General features: G+C 62.6%; 14 protein-coding genes. 4 read left to right on the top strand and 10 right to left on the bottom strand.

Annotated features, from left to right (window positions below):
- Positions 1–77: 77 nt before the first annotated feature.
- Positions 78–257, top strand: a complete 180-nt coding sequence (locus ACEXP3_RS17955) for a DUF378 domain-containing protein (RefSeq protein ID WP_377298475.1) — start codon at positions 78–80, stop codon at positions 255–257.
- 76 nt (positions 258–333) lie between these two features.
- Here the strand turns inward: ACEXP3_RS17955 and ACEXP3_RS17950 are convergent, their stop codons facing one another.
- The 5 genes from ACEXP3_RS17950 to ACEXP3_RS17930 form a co-directional block, all read right to left on the bottom strand.
- Positions 334–1,152, bottom strand: a complete 819-nt coding sequence (locus ACEXP3_RS17950; RefSeq protein ID WP_210103515.1) for an ABC transporter permease — start codon at positions 1,150–1,152, stop codon at positions 334–336.
- A gap of 3 nt (positions 1,153–1,155) precedes the next feature.
- Positions 1,156–2,064 carry an ABC transporter permease subunit gene (locus tag ACEXP3_RS17945; protein ID WP_377298474.1) on the bottom strand — a complete coding sequence of 303 codons (909 nt, stop codon included), beginning with the start codon at positions 2,062–2,064 and terminating at the stop codon, positions 1,156–1,158.
- A 14-nt stretch (positions 2,065–2,078) separates the two neighbouring features.
- Positions 2,079–3,245, bottom strand: a complete 1,167-nt coding sequence (locus ACEXP3_RS17940) for an ABC transporter ATP-binding protein (protein WP_377298473.1) — start codon at positions 3,243–3,245, stop codon at positions 2,079–2,081.
- Positions 3,246–3,336: 91 nt separating this feature from the next.
- The gene (locus ACEXP3_RS17935) at positions 3,337–4,431 is read right to left on the bottom strand and encodes a polyamine ABC transporter substrate-binding protein (protein ID WP_210103518.1); all 1,095 of its coding nucleotides are present in this window, start codon (positions 4,429–4,431) and stop codon (positions 3,337–3,339) included.
- Between the two features lie 155 nt (positions 4,432–4,586).
- Entirely contained in the window at positions 4,587–6,005 is a 1,419-nt protein-coding gene (locus ACEXP3_RS17930; RefSeq protein ID WP_377298472.1) for a helix-turn-helix domain-containing protein, read from the bottom strand.
- 216 nt (positions 6,006–6,221) lie between these two features.
- Between ACEXP3_RS17930 and aceA the strand changes: the two genes are divergently transcribed.
- Complete coding sequence (aceA, locus tag ACEXP3_RS17925) at positions 6,222–7,511, top strand: isocitrate lyase (protein WP_377298471.1); 1,290 nt, start codon at positions 6,222–6,224, stop codon at positions 7,509–7,511.
- A 234-nt stretch (positions 7,512–7,745) separates the two neighbouring features.
- Positions 7,746–7,982, top strand: coding sequence for an SMc00767 family acetate metabolism repressor (locus ACEXP3_RS17920; protein ID WP_210103521.1), 237 nt, complete (start codon positions 7,746–7,748; stop codon positions 7,980–7,982).
- A 48-nt stretch (positions 7,983–8,030) separates the two neighbouring features.
- Here ACEXP3_RS17920 and ACEXP3_RS17915 read toward each other — a convergent pair whose 3' ends face one another.
- From ACEXP3_RS17915 to ACEXP3_RS17895, 5 genes are all read right to left on the bottom strand, one after another.
- Positions 8,031–8,900 carry a LysR family transcriptional regulator gene (locus ACEXP3_RS17915; RefSeq protein WP_377298470.1) on the bottom strand — a complete coding sequence of 290 codons (870 nt, stop codon included), beginning with the start codon at positions 8,898–8,900 and terminating at the stop codon, positions 8,031–8,033.
- A gap of 243 nt (positions 8,901–9,143) precedes the next feature.
- Complete coding sequence (locus tag ACEXP3_RS17910) at positions 9,144–10,973, bottom strand: methyl-accepting chemotaxis protein (RefSeq protein ID WP_377298469.1); 1,830 nt, start codon at positions 10,971–10,973, stop codon at positions 9,144–9,146.
- A gap of 209 nt (positions 10,974–11,182) precedes the next feature.
- Positions 11,183–11,311: a hypothetical protein gene (locus ACEXP3_RS17905; protein WP_281067713.1), complete on the bottom strand. Its 129-nt coding sequence runs from the start codon at positions 11,309–11,311 to the stop codon at positions 11,183–11,185.
- Between the two features lie 326 nt (positions 11,312–11,637).
- On the bottom strand, positions 11,638–14,172 hold the full coding sequence (locus ACEXP3_RS17900; RefSeq protein ID WP_377298468.1) for a methyl-accepting chemotaxis protein: 2,535 nt from the start codon (positions 14,170–14,172) through the stop codon (positions 11,638–11,640).
- Between the two features lie 182 nt (positions 14,173–14,354).
- Positions 14,355–15,587, bottom strand: coding sequence for a BaiN/RdsA family NAD(P)/FAD-dependent oxidoreductase (locus ACEXP3_RS17895; protein ID WP_377298527.1), 1,233 nt, complete (start codon positions 15,585–15,587; stop codon positions 14,355–14,357).
- A 98-nt stretch (positions 15,588–15,685) separates the two neighbouring features.
- On the opposite strand from ACEXP3_RS17895, the gene ACEXP3_RS17890 reads away from it, so the two are divergent.
- A complete protein-coding gene (locus tag ACEXP3_RS17890; RefSeq protein WP_210103526.1) occupies positions 15,686–17,125 on the top strand; it encodes a glutamine synthetase family protein in 1,440 nt (479 codons plus the stop codon).
- Positions 17,126–17,129: the final 4 nt, after the last annotated feature.

The following is a 17,129-nucleotide window of genomic DNA, read 5'->3' as shown; positions in this document are numbered from 1 at the left end:
CCAGCCCTGAAGGAGATCCCATGCGCGCGCTTAATATCATCACCCTGCTTCTCATCATCGTCGGCGGCATCAACTGATTGCTGGTCGGCATTGCCGATCTCGATCTGGTGGCGACGATTTTCGGGGGCCAGGACACGACGCTTGCCACCATCGTCTATGTTCTCGTCGGCCTGTCGGCGCTCTGGCAGCTGGTGCCGCTTACCCGCGCAATGCAGGTGGGCGAAACGGCAGCGGAAGCCGATCTTCGCCGTCACTGACCGGATCGGACCTTGTCCCTGAAGACGCCGGCCTCCTGCGCGGGGCCGGCGTTTTGCCGTGCGGTGAGACCAGCGGTCAACTGATGCCGCGAATGGCCACGTGCTCGTCGCGGATGCGGCGCATCTCGGCGCGCTTGGTGGTGATCGACGTGATGATGACGCCGAATGTGACCAGCCCGATCAGAATGGTGCAGATGGCATTGATTTCGGGCGTTACCCCAAGACGCACCTGGCTGTAGATCTTGATCGGCAGCGTCGTCGCCCCCGGTCCCGTGGTGAAGCTTGCGATGACGAGATCATCCAGCGACAGGGTAAAGGCCAGCATCCAGCCGGAGACGATGGCGGGCAGGATGAGCGGCAGCGTGATAGCAAAGAAGGTCTTGACCGGCGGGCAGCCGAGATCCTGGGCTGCCTCTTCCAGGCTACGGTCGAAGGTGATGAGCCGCGACTGCACGACGATCGCCACATAACACATGGTAAAGGTCGTGTGGGCAATGGTCACGGTCCAGAAGCCGCGGTCGATGTTCATCGCCACGAACAAAAGCAGCATCGAAAGACCGGTGATCACTTCCGGCATCACAAGCGGCGCATAGACCATGCCGGTAAAGGCGACACGGCCGGGAAACCGCGGAAAGCGCGTCAATGTCAGCGCCGCAAGCGTGCCGAGGATCGTGCCGAAGGTGGCGCTCAGCACGCCGACGCGCGCCGTCACCCAGGCCGCATCCATCAGCCCCTCGTTCGACCACATCACCTGATACCAGTGCAGCGAGAAGCCGCCCCAGACGGTCACCAGCCGCGAGGCATTGAAGGAATAGACGACGAGAATGATGATCGGGATATAGAGAAAGGCAAAGCAGAGGGTGAGGATGGTGGCGTCGAAGCGCTGCGGTTTCATGGCTCAGCCCACCTTCTGCTGCTGGTTCTGGAAGATGACGATGGGAACGACGAGCGCCAGCAGCAGCAGCACCGCAACCGCCGAGGCAAGCGGCCAGTCCCGATTGCCGAAGAATTCCGTCCAGAGCGTCTTGCCGATCATCAGCGTTTCGGCACCGCCGAGAAGATCGGGGATGACGAATTCGCCGGTGATCGGGATGAAGCAGATGAGGGCGCCGGCAATGACGCCCGGAAGCGACAGTGGAAAGGTGATCTTCCAGAAGGCTTTCCACGGCGGGCAGCCGAGATCGCTTGCCGCCTCCAAGAGCGTGCCGTCCATCTTTTCGAGCGCCGCATAGAGCGGCAGCACCATGAAGGGCAGATAGGAATAGACGATGCCGATGAAGACCGCATAATCCGTGCGGAAGATGGTCACCTGATCGTCCGGCCCCATCAATCCGATGGTCTGGAACAGAAGCGTCAGCAACCCCTCCGGCTTCAGGATGCCGATCCAGGCATAGACGCGGATGAGGAAGGAGGTCCAGAACGGCAGGATCACCATCATCATCAGCGTCGGGCGAATGCTGGCCTGCGCCCGCGCCATGGCCAGCGCCATCGGATAGCCGACCAGAAGGAGAAGAAGCGTCGAGATGAGCGCGATGCGCAGCGACGACAGATAGGCGTTGATATAGAGCGGATCCTCGCCGAGGAAGCCGTAGTTTTCGAAATCCAGCTGCGAGAAGAAATCCCCGATGGCGCCGAACCCCTCGAAGGTCGGCGTATAGGGCGGCATGGCGATTGCCGTGTCGGACAGCGAGATCTTGAAGATGATGAAGAAGGGTGCGGCAAAGAACAGGAAGAGCCACAGATAGGGAATTGCAACCACCAGCCAGCGCAGCGGATTGGTGTGCGCGGTTGCTCCGGTCTCGGCCATGTCGCCCCTCCCCGCTACCGCGTCAGCACCAGGCCCGCATCGAGCGGCCAGGTGAGCCACACACTGTCTCCAAAGGTGATCGGCCGATCGACCAGACGCGACACGTTCGCCTGCGCCGCGCGCAAGATCCGGCCATCCTCGAGCTTGACCAGGAAGACGGAGAAATCCCCGAGGTAACCGATGTCCCAGACTTCGCCATGGACCGTGTTGACCGTTGTGTCGGCAGGCTTGTCGAGCGAGATGCGCACCTTTTCCGGCCGCATGGCAAAGCCCACCTTGTCGCCGGCCGTCACCGGGCATTCCTGCTCCACCGCGATGTCGAGGCCGTTGCTCACCAGCCGCACGACCGGCGGATGGCCGTCGCGCAGGCAGTCGCCGGCATTGCCGGTCACCGCACATTCCAGAATATTGATGTCGCCGATGAAATCGGCCACATAGCGACTATTCGGCGCCTCGTAGATTTCCGCCGGCGTTGCCACCTGCATGATGACGCCCTTGTCCATGACCGCAATGCGGTCCGACACGGTCATGGCCTCTTCCTGATCATGCGTCACGATGAGGAAGGTCAGCCCCAGCGTGTGCTGGATGTCCATCAGCTCGAACTGGGTTTCCTCGCGCAGCTTGCGATCAAGCGCGCCCAGAGGTTCATCCAGCAGCAGCACCTTGGGGCGCTTGGCGAGCGAGCGGGCGAGCGCCACGCGCTGGCGCTGGCCGCCCGACAGCTGCGCGGGCTTGCGCCGTGCAAAGCTTTCGAGCTTCACCAGCTTCAGCATTTCCTCGACGCGGGCTGCAATATCCGGTTTCGAAAGGCCATCCTGCTGAAGGCCAAAGGCGATGTTCTTCTCCACCGTCATGTGCGGGAAGAGCGCGTAGCTCTGGAACATCATGTTGGTCGGGCGCCGATAGGGCGGCACGCCGGACAGATCCTTGCCCTGCAGCAGGATGCGCCCCTCGCTCGGCTCCTCGAAGCCCGCCAGCATGCGCATCAGCGTGGTCTTGCCACAGCCGGAAGGACCGAGCAGGGAGAAGAATTCCCGTTCATAGATGTCGAGCGTCAGATTGTTGACGGCGACGAAATCGCCGTAGCGCTTGGTGATGTTTTCGAACCGGATGAAGGGCACGGCGCCCGGATCGGTCCAGGGCGAGAATTTGCGTTTTACCGGTCCGAGAGATTTTGCCATGCCCACCCCACTCCGTTCACCGAGCCGTCTCGTCAAGACCCGGTGGCGCAACCGCCACCGGCAGGTATCAAGCTATCAGCGGCGCGCCGGCTTATTTTCCGGTCTTGATCGCAGTCCATTCGCGGTTGATGACGCGCTGGGCCTTGGGATCGTAGGGCGAGATGGTGAACAGCTTGGCAAGCGTCGCCTCGTCCGGATAGACGGAAGGGTTCTTCACCACCTCCTCATCCATCAGCTTCTGGGCGGGCAGGTTGCCATTGGCATACTGGACGAAGTTGGAGGCCTTGGCGATGACCTCCGGCTTCATCAGGTAGTTGATGAAGGCATGGGCTTCATCGACATTCTTGGCATCCGCGGGGATCGCCAGATTGTCGAACCACATATAGGTGCCTTCCTTGGGGATGACATACTTGATCTCGACGCCATTGTTGGCGTCTTTCGCACGCTTCTTCGCCTGCAGGATATCGCCGGACCAGCCGATGGTGATGCAGCTGTCGCCATTGGCCAGTTCCTCGATATAGGCGGAGGAATTGAAGGTCTTCACGCTCGGGCGGATGTCCTTGTAGACCTTGGCGCCCGCCTGCAGGTCGGCGGTGGCCTTGCTGTCCGGGTTCTTGCCGAGATAGTTCATGGCAATGGCAAAGGTCTCGTCCGAGGCATCGAGAATGTTGATGCCGCAGCTTTTCAGCTTCTTGGCATTTTCCGGCTTGAACAGCACGTCCCAGCTGTCGATCGGCACATCGCCGAGCGCCGCCTTCACCTTGGCGACGTTATAGCCGATGCCGGTCGTGCCCCACATGTAGTTGACGGCGAACTGGTTGCCGGGATCGTATTTCGCCAGCCGCTCCGATACCAGCGGCCAGAGATTGACAAGGTTCGGCAGCTTCGACTTGTCGAGCTTCTGGAACACGCCGGCCTGGATCTGGCGGGCGAGGAACGGCCCAGTCGGCACCACGACATCATAGCCGGAACCGCCGGCCAGAAGCTTGGTTTCCACCAGCTCATTGCTGTCGAACACGTCGTAGACGACCTTGATGCCGGTTTCCTTGGTGAAATCGGTGAGGATGGTGTCGTCGATATAATCGGACCAGTTGTACACATGCACCACGCGCTCCTGCGAAAGAGCAGAGGTCGCGGCAAGCGCGACAGTGGCGAAGGCAACGAGCGACATCGTGTTCAAGCGCATGAGATTCTCCTGTTCCCGCTCCATCCCGATGCACGCGCGTGGGGCCCGTCACCCGGAGATGATTATGTGTTTTGTTGCGAGAGTAGGAAGGAAACGAACGGCCGACAAGCGGAAATGTGCGGCGCTGCACAAAAGAGCGCCAACCGTGTGGCACCTCATTGAAAATCAAAGGCGCTGAGGCCGGTCACCATCTCGTCGAGCCCGAGCGGGCGGGTGACCGGCGGCTCGGCGCGCGACAGACAGCCCTGCCGCTCGCAGAGCCTGCAGGCCGTGCCGGCCGCCACCAGGGCGGCCGGAAGCTCTGCCGCCGGGCCATAGACGGTATCACCGGCAAAGGACATCTCGCAGCCGACGAGCAGGGCTGTCCGGCGCAACCTTTCGCCAAACCCGCCCTGCGGCCCCTCGATGGTGCGGCAGACAGTGAGGAAGGCATGGCCGTCGGGCATCTCGACGCGCTCCACCAGCACCTGCCCCGGCTGCGAGAAGGCGGCATGCAGGCCAAGCTTCGGGCAGAGGCCACCGAAACGCGCCTTCGGAAACCCCTGCGCGCCGGCACGACGCAGAACGTTGCCGGCATGATCGGCCTCCATCAGGAAGAAGGCCGGCACCGCATGTCCCGTCCGGTGCAGGGTGACCAGCCGGTGCGCCGCCTGCTCGAAGGAAACATCGAAACGCGCGGCCAGAAGCTCGATATCGTAGCGGCAGCGCTCTGCGGTGGCGAGAAAGGTCGAAAACGGCATCATCAGCGCATGGGCGCCGTAGCGCGCCAGCTCGAAACGGGCGATCCGCCGCGCCTCCCCGCTCGACAGGGGAAGTTCCTCAAGCTCCAGCGCGATCTCGTCCTTCAACGCCAGAAGCGCCACTTCCTGGGCGATCTCGCGGGTCCGGTCAAACACCGACAGCCGCTCGGAGAGAAACAGCCGCATCGAATGGCGGTCATAGCGGCGGCGCAAGGTCGGCATCACATGGACGGGAAGCTGACGCACCACGATACCGTGGGTGGCGCGCAGATACGTCTTCAGCGCGCCGGTGAGATCGTCGCCGGACGCAAGCGTCGCCATGAAGGCTTCGGCGGCCTGATCGATGCGGGCAAAGACGAAGGGGCGCCTCTCCAGCATCTGGCGCACCTCGTCCATCGGCAGATGGGTGCGGCCAAGCGAGGTCTCATGCCCCTCGCGCGCCAGAAGATCGGCCAGATCCGACAGGCGCCCTGCCTGCTCCTTGTAGGCGCGAAACAGCTTGATGACGCCGAGAGCCGCATTCGGCGCCCCTTCCGCCATCTCGATCAGTTCCTGGTCACCGGGGATTTCTCCCGACAGCAGCGGATCGGCAAACACCTCGCGCAACTGACCGGCAAGACCGCCGCCATCGCCCTGCAACTGGTCAAGATCCACCTTGTAGACGGCGGCCAGCCGCAGCAGCAGCTGGACGGTGAGCGGCCGCTGGTTGCGCTCGATGAGGTTCAGATAGGAGGGCGAGATACCGAGCCCGTCGGCCATGGCCGTCTGGGTGAGCCCGAGGGTTAGCCGCACCCGCCGCACGCGCGGCCCGGCAAAGATCTTGCGTTCGGCCATGTGACATCCTTTGACAAAGGTTCGCCCGAAGCGGCTGTGACAACTTTTACATCTTCACAGAGGTCGCCGTCAAAAGCAAGACAACCTAACCTCTTTCCCTGAGCTGGAAATGCTTATCTTCTGGCGACTTACCGCAGTGCAGGGTAAATTCTGTCTCAGGCATCAAGGCCGGATCGCTGATTGCAAGCGCGGCCGCCAGTTCAGGGAGAGAGCATCATGACAGACTTTTACAATCTCGTTCCGTCCGCCCCCAAGGGTCGCTACGACGGCATTGCCCGTCCCTATCTGCCGGCCGATGTGACGCGCCTGCGCGGCTCGGTGGCGATCAAGCACACGCTGGCGGAGATGGGGGCGAACCGGCTCTGGCAGCTGCTCGAGAGCGAGGATTTCGTCAATGCGCTCGGCGCTCTCTCCGGCAACCAGGCCATGCAGATGGTCCGCGCCGGGCTGAAAGCCATCTACCTCTCCGGCTGGCAGGTGGCTGCAGACGCCAATACGGCGTCCGCCATGTATCCCGACCAGTCGCTCTATCCGGCCAATGCCGCACCGGAACTGGCCAAGCGCATCAACAAAACGCTGCAGCGCGCCGACCAGATCGAGACCTCGGAAGGCGGAGGTCTTTCCGTCGACACCTGGTTTGCCCCGATCGTGGCCGATGCCGAGGCCGGTTTCGGCGGGCCCCTCAATGCCTTCGAGATCATGAAGGCCTTCATCGAGGCGGGGGCTGCCGGCGTGCATTACGAGGACCAGCTGGCATCGGAAAAGAAATGCGGCCATCTCGGCGGCAAGGTGCTGATCCCGACGGCGGCGCATATCCGCAACCTGACGGCCGCCCGTCTCGCCGCCGACGTCATGGGCACGCCGACGCTGGTCATTGCCCGCACTGATGCGGAAGCGGCAAAGCTTCTGACCTCGGACATCGACGAGCGCGACCAGCCGTTTGTCGATTACGGCAAGGGTCGCACGGTCGAGGGCTTCTATCAGGTGAAGAACGGGCTGGAACCCTGCATTGCCCGCGCGGTCGCCTATGCGCCCTATTGCGATCTCATCTGGTGCGAGACCTCCAAGCCCGACCTGGAACAGGCGCGCAAGTTTGCCGAGGGCGTCCACAGGGTGCATCCAGGCAAGAAGCTCGCCTATAACTGCTCGCCCTCGTTCAACTGGAAGAAGAACCTGGACGATGCGACCATCGCCAAGTTCCAGCGCGAGCTCGGCGCCATGGGCTACAAGTTCCAGTTCATCACGCTTGCCGGCTTCCACCAGTTGAACTTTGGCATGTTCGAACTGGCGCGCGGCTACAAGGACCGCCAGATGGCCGCCTATTCGGAGCTGCAGGAAGCCGAATTTGCCGCCGAGATCAACGGCTATACGGCGACCAAGCACCAGCGCGAGGTGGGCACCGGCTATTTCGATGCCGTGTCGGTCGCCATTTCCGGCGGCCTTTCCTCCACCACGGCTATGGGGGAATCGACCGAGCACGACCAGTTCCGCCCGGCGGCGGAATGAGGTCGAGACCTCAGAAAGGCCCCTCCCAAACCCTCCCCACAAGGGGGAGGGCTTAGCCCGGCCGCGCTCGTTTTGCAGAATGGACGCTTGCTGCCGCGTCGTTTCTCCCCCCTCGTGGGGGAGATGCCCGCCAGGGCAGAGAGGGCCTTGTTTCAACTGCAATAGCCCTACCCCACGGGCAGTTACCCCAGTCTGCACCCATCAAGAACCCCTGAAACCAAGAGGAGAAATGCCATGAACGTCCAGACCCGCGTCAAGGAACGCGCCGAAGAACAATCGACCACCATGACCAGCGAACAGCAGTCGGCCATCCGCATGCTGGCCAATGACCTGCACCGGCTGAACCATGCCGTGATGAAGGCGGTCGAGGCGGGCGTTTCCGTCGAACTCGTCCGCTCCGCCCGCCACCACGGCGGCGAGGGCAATTGGGGCGACCTGATGATCCCGGTCATCGTGGCGTCGCCACGGTGAGGTCGAGCGCCAGCCGCGGCGGATCGAAGGTCCCCGACCCGCCGCGGCCTAAGGTTGCGCCAGCATCCCGCTGAACAGCTTTTCCCCGTCTCTTACAAGCGCGGTCATCCGGTCGACGACCAGGCGGATGTCGCGCCGGTGGCGGTCCTCATTGTTCATGACGATCCACTGGCCCTGGCGAAGCGCGTCGATCGGCTCGCCGACCCGAACGAGGTCCGGCACCTGATCGCCGACAAAGCAGGGCAACACCGCAATGCCCGCGCCGGCGTTGGCCAGATCCAGCAAGGAGCGCGGTCGGTTGACCAGAACGGCGATCCGCTTCGCATGCCGCTCATGCGGATACAGCAGATAGGCCGAAATCGCGTCGTCCTGCCCGACGGCAATCCATCCTTCGTCGGCGGATGGCGCGACATGGCGCGCGCGGTATGCGGCATAGGCGACATGCCCGAGCCTTGCCGTTGCAAGATAGGTCTCTTCAGGTTCGAACGATCGCAGGCCGATATCGCTTTCCCGGTAGGCGAGGCTGGCGCGTCGTTCCGCGATGAAGATATCCAGACGAAACCGGTCGAGCGGGCCACAGAGCCGGCCCCAATGACGCATCAGATGCCAGGCCATCCAGGTGCCGCATGCAAGGCGGATGAGTGGCTTGCCGGTGTCGTCCGTGCTCCACCCGGCAATGCGCCGCGCGGTTCCCTCCATCTCCTGGCACTGGGAGAGCAGCATTTCGCCATCCGCCGTCAAGCGGTATCCCGTACGACTACGGATGAAAAGCGCACGGCCAATCTCTGCTTCCAGATCCAGCATGCGACGACCAAGTGTCGCCGGGCTGAGACCTGTTGCGGCAGAAGCTCCCGACAGGCCGCCGCCGCGCGCGACATGCAGAAAAAGTGCGTAACTATCCCAGCTGATGTTTTTCATGGGTGAAAAGCATAGCCGTTTTCCGTCGGTTCGGAAACCACCGCATGACCGCTAGAAAGGGATCACTTTTCAGGAAGGAGTGATCCATGCACGACCTCATCGGTCTCCTTAGCCTTGCCAAAGTGGCTTCTGCCCGCCCCCAGACGGAGGACGAGTTCTACCGACGCCATGCCCATCCGTGGCGCAGATGGAAAAAGGGTGGCACGGCGGATGCCACCCTTCTTCAACGGTCGTGCGATGATCTCACGCCGCCCGCCGCGCGCCCTGCCCCATATCGATGCGGAACTGTTCGACCAGTTGCATCAGCACCTCTGCCTCGGTGGCAAGTCTGGCGCTGGCCTGGCTGGTTTCAGCCACCATCGCACCGTTCTGCTGGGTCAGCTGATCCATCTTGTTGACGGTGCCGTTGATTTCCTTCAACGCCAAGGACTGGTCCTGGCTTGCGGTGGCAATCGATTCCACATGGCGGCTGGCGCCGGAAATCTGTTCGCTGATGGCAGCCAGAACCTTGCCGGCCTGCTGCACCAGTTCGGACCCGTTGCGCACCTCGTCGCTCGACTGGTTGATCAGATCCTTGATTTCGCGGGCAGCACTTGCCGAACGTTGCGCAAGTTCGCGCACTTCCTGCGCCACCACCGCAAAGCCCTTGCCGGCCTCACCGGCGCGGGCCGCCTCTATGCCGGCATTGAGCGCCAGAAGATTGGTCTGGAAGGCGATGTCGTCGATCACCTCGATGATCAGCTCGATCTTCTGCGAGGCCTCCTCGATGCGGCCCATGGCATCCACGGCGCTGGAGACAACGGTGGAGGAACTGTCGGCGGTCTTGCGCGTGGTGGAAACCGCCTGGTCTGCCTCACGGGCACGGGCGGCCGAATTGGTGACCGTCACCGTGATTTCATCGACGGCCGCTGCGGTTTCCTCCAGCGAGGCGGCCTGCGTCTCCGTCCGGCGCGCCAGATCGTCGGACGAGGCGCTGAGTTCCGCCGTGCCCTTCTGGATCGACAGCGTGCTGTGGCGGATGCGGCTCATCGTGTCGCGAAGATTGGCGATGGAGCTGTTGAAATCGATCCGCAGCTGCTCGAGACGGCCGGAAAACGGCGTATCGATAAGGCGCGACAGATCGCCCTGCGACAGGCGCGTAAGCGCAACGGCGAGTTCCGAGACAGCCAGATCGATCTGCTGGTCCGTCTCCTGCTTTTCCTTGTCGTTGCGGCGGCGATCCTGATCGGCTGCGGCGCGCTCGCGCGCGGCGCGTTCCTCCGTTGCCTGCTTTTCGCGGGCATTGCTGCGGAAGATGTCGAGCGCGCGGGCAATATTGCCGAATTCGTTGGGCCGGTCGGCATAGGGAACCGCAACATCCTCGCCGGCGGCGATCTTCAGAACCGTGCCGGTGAGCACCGTCAGCGGCTGCACCAGCCGGCGGATCATCAGCAGGCCCACCAGACCGACCACGGCAATCGCAATCAGACCCGTGACCACCATCACTTCGCCGGATGAGGCGATCTGCGCAAAATAGACTTCAAGCGGAATGCCGATGAAAAGCACGCCGGTGACGGCGCCCGCCGCATCCTTCACCGGGAAATAGCCGGTGATGAAGTTGCGGCCAAACAGCACGGCGGGTCCGTAATAGGCCTCGCCGCGCGCCAGATAGGCCTGCGCCGGATGGTCTGCCGCAAGCTTCGTGCCGATCGCGCGCTCGCCCTTCTCGTTCTTCACATTGGTGGAAATGCGGGTGAAATCACTGCCCTGTTTCTGGAAGACGGTGGCGACACCGGAAATGGTCTGGGCGGTGCGGTCGACCAGCGTGTGGTCCGGCAATTGCAGCGGCCCCTGCTGGCGCACACCCGTCACCGTTCCATCGGTCAGCTGGATCTCGGATCCTTCCACCGACACGTCATAGAGAGTGGCCATGGCGCGCATCGCCGCGCGGGCATCGACCGCCGTCTTCTGCAGGATGTCGGAGCGCAGATAGGCATAGGTCATGCCGGCGACGGCAGCAACGGCCACCACCACGAGCGAAAGACACAGAACAAGAATGCGCGACGTGACAGACGCGGGGAAAAATTTGGACATAAGGCGGGCCCCTTCGTGAAACCGACCGATAACTCGGTTCAGGAAGAATAACCCGTTTAAGTAAAGGAGAACTGAATTTGCGCTTCGTCAAATATAACGCGAAAGACCAGGCTCCATCCTACCCCACGTCGCAATCCGATGCGCGCGCATGCTGTTGCGGCAAACGCTTGCGAAACCCGATGCCCCCCCTGAAGGGAGACGCCGACTGATCAGAAGATGCCGGGCAGCGACAGGAAGGCTGCCGTGGCGCAAACGGCAAGTGCAAACAGGCTCAGCGCAAGGCTGGCCTTGTTGCGGGCTTCGGCAATGGCAATGGCACGCGCGCGGTTCTTATGCATGGTACGATCCCCAAAAACAGGTTTTTCCATCGCGAAACGACAGACAGGCGCGACGGTCTTTCATCCGCCAGAACTGTGGACGCATTGCGGCACGGCCGGCAGAAAGACACGCCATGGCTGCGACAACATCCCGTCACCCGCACCGGCTCTTCCACCTTAAGTGCTTCGAGAACCGGTTCGTTGTTTCAAAGGATGCGGCAGGTCACTTAAGAAGTCTTGAATAAAACACTCGATCCTTGCATGAAACTGAAAGCACGGTCGCGTCGTGGTAAAGGAGCCGGCAACGCGACCGGCTTCCTGGCACACATCAGACGCGGTGAGACCGCTCAGGCGGCGCTCAGCACCGGCTGCATGCCCGCTGCTTGCGGCCGATCGACCTGAAACTCTTCAAGCAGGGTGACCAGCTGGTCTGCTTCTTCGGCCAGCTGGCGGCTTGCGGCGCTGGTTTCCTCCACCATGGCGGCGTTCTGCTGGGTCAGCTGGTCCATCTGGCCAACGGCGCCGTTCACCTCGTGAAGCGCCGAGGACTGGTCGCGTGACGCCGTGGCGATATCCTCGACATGACGGCTGATGCTGGAAATCTGCTGCCCCATGGCCGCCAGCGCCTCGCCGGTCTGTTTCACCAGGTGCGAACCGGTGGCGACCTCTTCGGCCGAAACGGTGATCAGGCTCTTGATCTCCTTGGCGGCACTTGCGCAGCGCTGGGCAAGCTCGCGCACTTCCTGGGCAACCACCGCAAAGCCCTTGCCGGCATCGCCGGCTCGCGCGGCCTCGACGCCGGCATTCAGCGCCAGAAGATTGGTCTGGAAGGCGATGGAATCGATCACCTCGGTGATCTGGGAGATCTTCTGCGAGGCCCCTTCGATGCGCTGCATGGCCGAAACGGCATTGCCGACCACCACCAGCGATCCATCGGCGCTGCGACGGGTATCACCAACGATGGTGTTGGCTTCACGCGCCTTGTCGGCCGCCGCACGCACATTCACCGTCACCTCGCTCACGGCCGCAGCCGTCTCTTCGAGCGATGCCGCCTGGGTTTCGGTGCGCCGCGACAGGTCGTCGGTCGATTGCGCCATCTGGCGAACATTGCTCTGGATGGCCACCACATTGCCCTTGATCAGCGAAATCGTGTCCTGGAGATGCGTCATCGACCGGTTGAAATCGGTCCGCAACTGTTCGAGGCGACCGACAAAGGGCGTGTCGATGGTGGTCGAGACATCGCCGGCGGCCAATCGCTCGAGACCCTGGGCAAGCGTTGAGACGGCAAACTGGATCTGCCGGTCGATCGCCTGCTTCTCCTCCTCGTTGCGGACCCGCTCGGCCTCGGCCGCGCCACGCTCCTCTTCCGCCTGCGCCTCGATGCGCACCTTCTCGCGGGCATTTTCCTTGAAGATGCCGAGCGCACGCGCCATGTCTCCGATCTCGTCATGGCGGGCTTCGCCGGCGATATCGGTGTCGAGATCGCCGGACGCCAGCCGGCGCATGGCCGCGGCAATCTGCAGGATCGGCCCCTTGAAGGTCAGGACAAGGCCGATGCCGGCACAGATTGCCACCAGGATGCCGAGTGCCATGGCGCCCGCGGAAATCTGGTTGGCCTTTTCGCGCTCGGCGCCGGCCGCATCGCGCTGGTGGCCGGCAAACTGCGTCAGGTTGTTCCAGATCCGGTCGATGTCCTGCTCGGCGGCGGAAAATGCGTCGAGCCGCTTCTTCGACAGATCGAGAAGCGCGGTGGACCGGTTTTCGAGCGTAACGATGATCGGCAGGATGGCGGCAGCACGGCTGCGGGCCTCCTGCGGGAAGCTCTTGTCGCTCTCCATCGTGCCGGCCGAGACATCGAGCGACATCAGCGCGCCCTGAAGCTCGTTCAGCCTGCCGGCGTCCGGTGCCGCCACATAGCGGATCGTCTTCAGTTCCAGCACCTTGACGGCATCCAGAACCTGGCGGGCGGCATTCAGAAAATTCGTTGCCGCAGCAATCGGCTGATCGAGCGCGCCGAACACTTCCGTTGCCTGACGAGACTTCACGGTTGCCGCACCCTGCAGGCGGATGGAAGCCGGGCGCATGAGATTGATCGCGCGCTCCACGGCCGTGATCGTCGTGTCGTCGACGACACCGGTTTCCAGCTGCTGCGCCAACTGCTGCACACCACCGGTGAGATCATCGGCCAGCACCTTCTGATCGAGCGGAAGGACGGCGGTGATCTGCGAGACGGCAGCCGTCAGTGCGCCGATCTGGGCCTTGACGACCGCCATTTTCCGTTCCGGCGTGACCTCGGCGTTCAGATCGGCGACCAGTTTGGCCAGCACGCCTGCCCCGCGCACCAGCTTTTCCGCATCACGCAGCAGGGCCTTGGCTTTCGCTTCGTCCTGCGCCAGATTATCGCGGGTACCGACCGCATAGGTCAGGATATCCGCCTGATGCTTGGCGATCGCCTCCAGGTCCTGGTCGATGCCGGCGCGCACGGCCAGTTCATCCTGGTAGCGCGACCATGACTGATCGATCTCAGCGCTGATGGCGTCCGTGCCGCTGATGGCCCCGTCGATCTCGCTGTTGCCATCGTCGCTTTGGGCGCTGCTGCGCACCGCCTTCAGAAGATCCGCCTGGGCCGAGATCTGCGTGGTGAGCGCCACGCGGCTCTCCTCGCTCGGGCGCTTCAGAAAGGTGCTCATGCCGGAATAGACCTGCTTGAAGCCACTCAGCGACTGCATGACCGTGTTGGACATGTCCATGCGCGTCTGCAGAAGACTGGACGCATAGAGGCCCGACAGCCCCACGGCCGAGATACTGAGCACAAAGGGGACGATGAACGCGACAACCTTTGTCTGGATCTTGAAGCGCGCAAGCAGCCGATCGACGACCATGAGAAAACCTCTGAAATATTCGGATCAGAATAAGGAATGCCCTCAAATCCGAGGGTCTATCCTGTTTTGCCAGTGGCGATTAAAGAATTGCTGAAGAATCGTATTCAAATCTTAGGGTTGTATTTTCGACTATATGAATATGAGGTGCCCGACACGCGCAAAACCGTGTTAGGGCCGGGTCATCAGACCCCGCCCAGCGCCTCGCCGCAGACATGACCGGACGCCCAGGCCCACTGGAAATTATAGCCGCCGAGCCAGCCGGTGACATCGACGCATTCGCCGATGAAATAGAGGCCGGGAACGGCCTTTGCCTGCATGGTGCGCGAATCGAGCGCCGCCGTATCGATACCGCCGATCGTGACTTCGGCCGTGCGATAGCCTTCCGACCCGGCCGGCTTCAACACCCAGGCCTGCACGGCTGAGGCAACCGCCGACAGCTGGCGATCCGACTGGTCGGCCATGGCGCCGGAAAGGTTCATCTCATCTGCAAAAAACTGCGCCAGACGTCGCGGCAGGATGTCGCCGAGCGCCGTCTGCAGCGCCTGGCGGCCATTGGCCTTGCGCGCCGCCTTCAGCCGCTCCAGCACGTCGATGTCGGGCTCCAGCCGCAACTGCACCTCCTCGCCTTCGCGCCAGTAGGAGGAAATCTGCAGGATCGCGGGACCGCTGAGGCCCCGATGGGTAAAAAGCAGTGCCTCGCGAAAGGCAGTCTTGCCGTGGCGGACCTCCGCCTCCACCGAGACACCGGAGAGCGTGGACAGCTTCTGCAACAGCAGCGGATCAAGCGTCAGCGGCACAAGCCCCGGCCGTGTCTCGACAAGCGGCAGGCCGAATTGCTCGGCGATGCGATAGGCAAGGCCGGTCGCCCCCATTTTCGGGATGGATTTCCCGCCGGTTGCCACCACAAGTGCCGCCGCCTCCACCGTTGAGCCATCGACAAGGATGCGAAAGCCGCTTTCGGTCTTTTCGACCCCGCCAAGCGTCTGCTGCAGCTCCAGTGTCACGTTTGCCGCGCGCATTTCATCGAGCAGAAGGCGCACGATGTCGCGGGCGCTGTCATTGCAGAACAACTGGCCGAGCGTCTTTTCGTGCCAGGAAATGCGGTGCTTTTCGACAAGCGCCAGGAAATCGCGCGGCGTATAGCGGGCAAGGGCCGATTTGGCGAAATGTCGGTTGGTGGAAATGTAATTGGCAGGGCCTGCATGCAGGTTGGTGAAATTGCAGCGGCCGCCGCCGGAAATGCGGATCTTTTCGCCCGGTGCCTTGGCATGGTCGAGCACGAGCACGGAGCGGCCAAGGCCACCGGTGCGCAGCGCGCACATCATGCCGGCCGCACCAGCGCCGAGCACCACCACATCATATTTGCGTTTCACCGCGCCTGCCCCTGCCTGACAATCCCCCTTCCTCTTTGGCATCAAGGCGGCAATGTCAATTGGTGCCAAGTGCTATCCCCCCTCGCCAATTGGCGTGTTCCCGCTATGATAGGGGTATCGTCAACGAGAAACGGTGACCTATGCCGCCCAAGAAAAAGCCGTCTGCCCCAGCACCCGGAAGCGTGCGCAAGGCTGCCGCAGCCCATCCCACCCTCACCTCGCTGCGGGGCGTGGAGAACTGGCGAGAGGCCGCCGCATGGCTGAAGGCACGCGGTATCGAGGACGTCGAATGCATCACGCCGGATCTGGCCGGCGTTCCGCGCGGCAAGATGATGCCGACCTCGAAATTCACCTCCAACACCTCGCTCGCCCTGCCGTCGGCGCTCTATCGCCACACGATTTCCGGCGAATATCCGGACGAGACGGCAAACTTCCGCTACGATTCCCGCGACAGCGACATCAAGCTCGTGCCGGATCTTTCCACCCTTTCGGTCGTGCCCTGGGAAAGCGATCCGACGGCGCAGGTGATCTGCGATATCGTCGGCACCGAGGGCGAGGCGGTACCCTATACCCCGCGCAATGTGCTGAAAAACGTCATGCAGCTTTATGCGGACAGGGGCTGGAAGGCGGTCGTTGCACCCGAGATCGAATTCTATCTGGTCGCGATCAACGAGGATCCGGATTATCCGCTGCATCCGCCGAAAGGCCGTTCCGGCCGGGCGATCTCGGGCGGTCAGGGCTATTCGATTGCCGGCATCAACGAGTTCGACGAACTGATCGACGACATCTATCATTTTTCGGAAAAGCAGGGTCTGGAGATCGACACGCTGATCCACGAGGAAGGCCCGGCGCAGCTGGAGATCAACCTGCGCCACGGCGATCCGGTGCAGCTCGCCGATCAGGTCTTCCTGTTCAAGCGCACCATTCGCGAGGCAGCCCTGAAGCACGGCATCTATGCCACCTTCATGGCAAAGCCGATGCAGGGCCAGCCGGGTTCTGCTATGCACATCCACCAGTCGGTGGTGGACACCAAGACGGGCCGCAACATCTTCTCCAACGAGGATGGCTCTCCCTCGCGCGCCTTCTTCCACTTCATCGGCGGCATGCAGAAATACGTGCCGAGCGCGCTGGCAATGCTGGCACCCTACGTCAATTCCTACCGGCGGCTGACGCCGGACATGGCCTGCCCGGTCAATAATGCCTGGGGCTATGACAACCGCACCACGGCGTTTCGCGTGCCGATTTCGGACGCGGCGGCGCGGCGCGTCGAAAACCGCCTGCCCAGCTCCGATGCCAACCCCTATCTGGCGCTTGCCGCCTCGCTCGGCTGCGGCCTGCTCGGCATCATGCGCGAGATCGAGCCGACCGAGCCGACCTATGATACGGCCAACGAAGGCTCCATCGAACTGCCGCGCGGACTTCTGGAAGCCGTCGCCCTTTTGGAAGGCGAACCGGCCTTCGAAGAGGTCTTCGGGCGCGAGTTCATCGGCATCTATGCGGGCGTCAAGCGCGGGGAGTTTGAAACCTTCATGCAGGTGATCAGCCCCTGGGAGCGTGAATTCCTGCTGCTCAACGTGTAAGGTG

Source organism: Neorhizobium fuzhouense, from assembly GCF_042611105.1.
GTDB classification, from domain to species: domain Bacteria; phylum Pseudomonadota; class Alphaproteobacteria; order Rhizobiales; family Rhizobiaceae; genus Neorhizobium; species Neorhizobium galegae_A.
Note: the sequence above shows the minus strand (reverse complement) of the source record. Positions and strands in the feature narration are given on the sequence as shown.

Coding starts and splice junctions, on each gene's coding strand:
- ACEXP3_RS17950 (WP_210103515.1), bottom strand. CDS start 1,152: ATGAAACCGCAGCGCTTCGACGCCACCATCCTCACCCTCTGCTTTGCC.
- ACEXP3_RS17945 (WP_377298474.1), bottom strand. CDS start 2,064: ATGGCCGAGACCGGAGCAACCGCGCACACCAATCCGCTGCGCTGGCTG.
- ACEXP3_RS17940 (WP_377298473.1), bottom strand. CDS start 3,245: ATGGCAAAATCTCTCGGACCGGTAAAACGCAAATTCTCGCCCTGGACC.
- ACEXP3_RS17935 (WP_210103518.1), bottom strand. CDS start 4,431: ATGCGCTTGAACACGATGTCGCTCGTTGCCTTCGCCACTGTCGCGCTT.
- ACEXP3_RS17930 (WP_377298472.1), bottom strand. CDS start 6,005: ATGGCCGAACGCAAGATCTTTGCCGGGCCGCGCGTGCGGCGGGTGCGG.
- aceA (WP_377298471.1), top strand. CDS start 6,222: ATGACAGACTTTTACAATCTCGTTCCGTCCGCCCCCAAGGGTCGCTAC.
- ACEXP3_RS17920 (WP_210103521.1), top strand. CDS start 7,746: ATGAACGTCCAGACCCGCGTCAAGGAACGCGCCGAAGAACAATCGACC.
- ACEXP3_RS17915 (WP_377298470.1), bottom strand. CDS start 8,900: ATGAAAAACATCAGCTGGGATAGTTACGCACTTTTTCTGCATGTCGCG.
- ACEXP3_RS17910 (WP_377298469.1), bottom strand. CDS start 10,973: ATGTCCAAATTTTTCCCCGCGTCTGTCACGTCGCGCATTCTTGTTCTG.
- ACEXP3_RS17905 (WP_281067713.1), bottom strand. CDS start 11,311: ATGCATAAGAACCGCGCGCGTGCCATTGCCATTGCCGAAGCCCGCAAC.
- ACEXP3_RS17900 (WP_377298468.1), bottom strand. CDS start 14,172: ATGGTCGTCGATCGGCTGCTTGCGCGCTTCAAGATCCAGACAAAGGTT.
- ACEXP3_RS17895 (WP_377298527.1), bottom strand. CDS start 15,587: ATGCCAAAGAGGAAGGGGGATTGTCAGGCAGGGGCAGGCGCGGTGAAA.
- ACEXP3_RS17890 (WP_210103526.1), top strand. CDS start 15,686: ATGCCGCCCAAGAAAAAGCCGTCTGCCCCAGCACCCGGAAGCGTGCGC.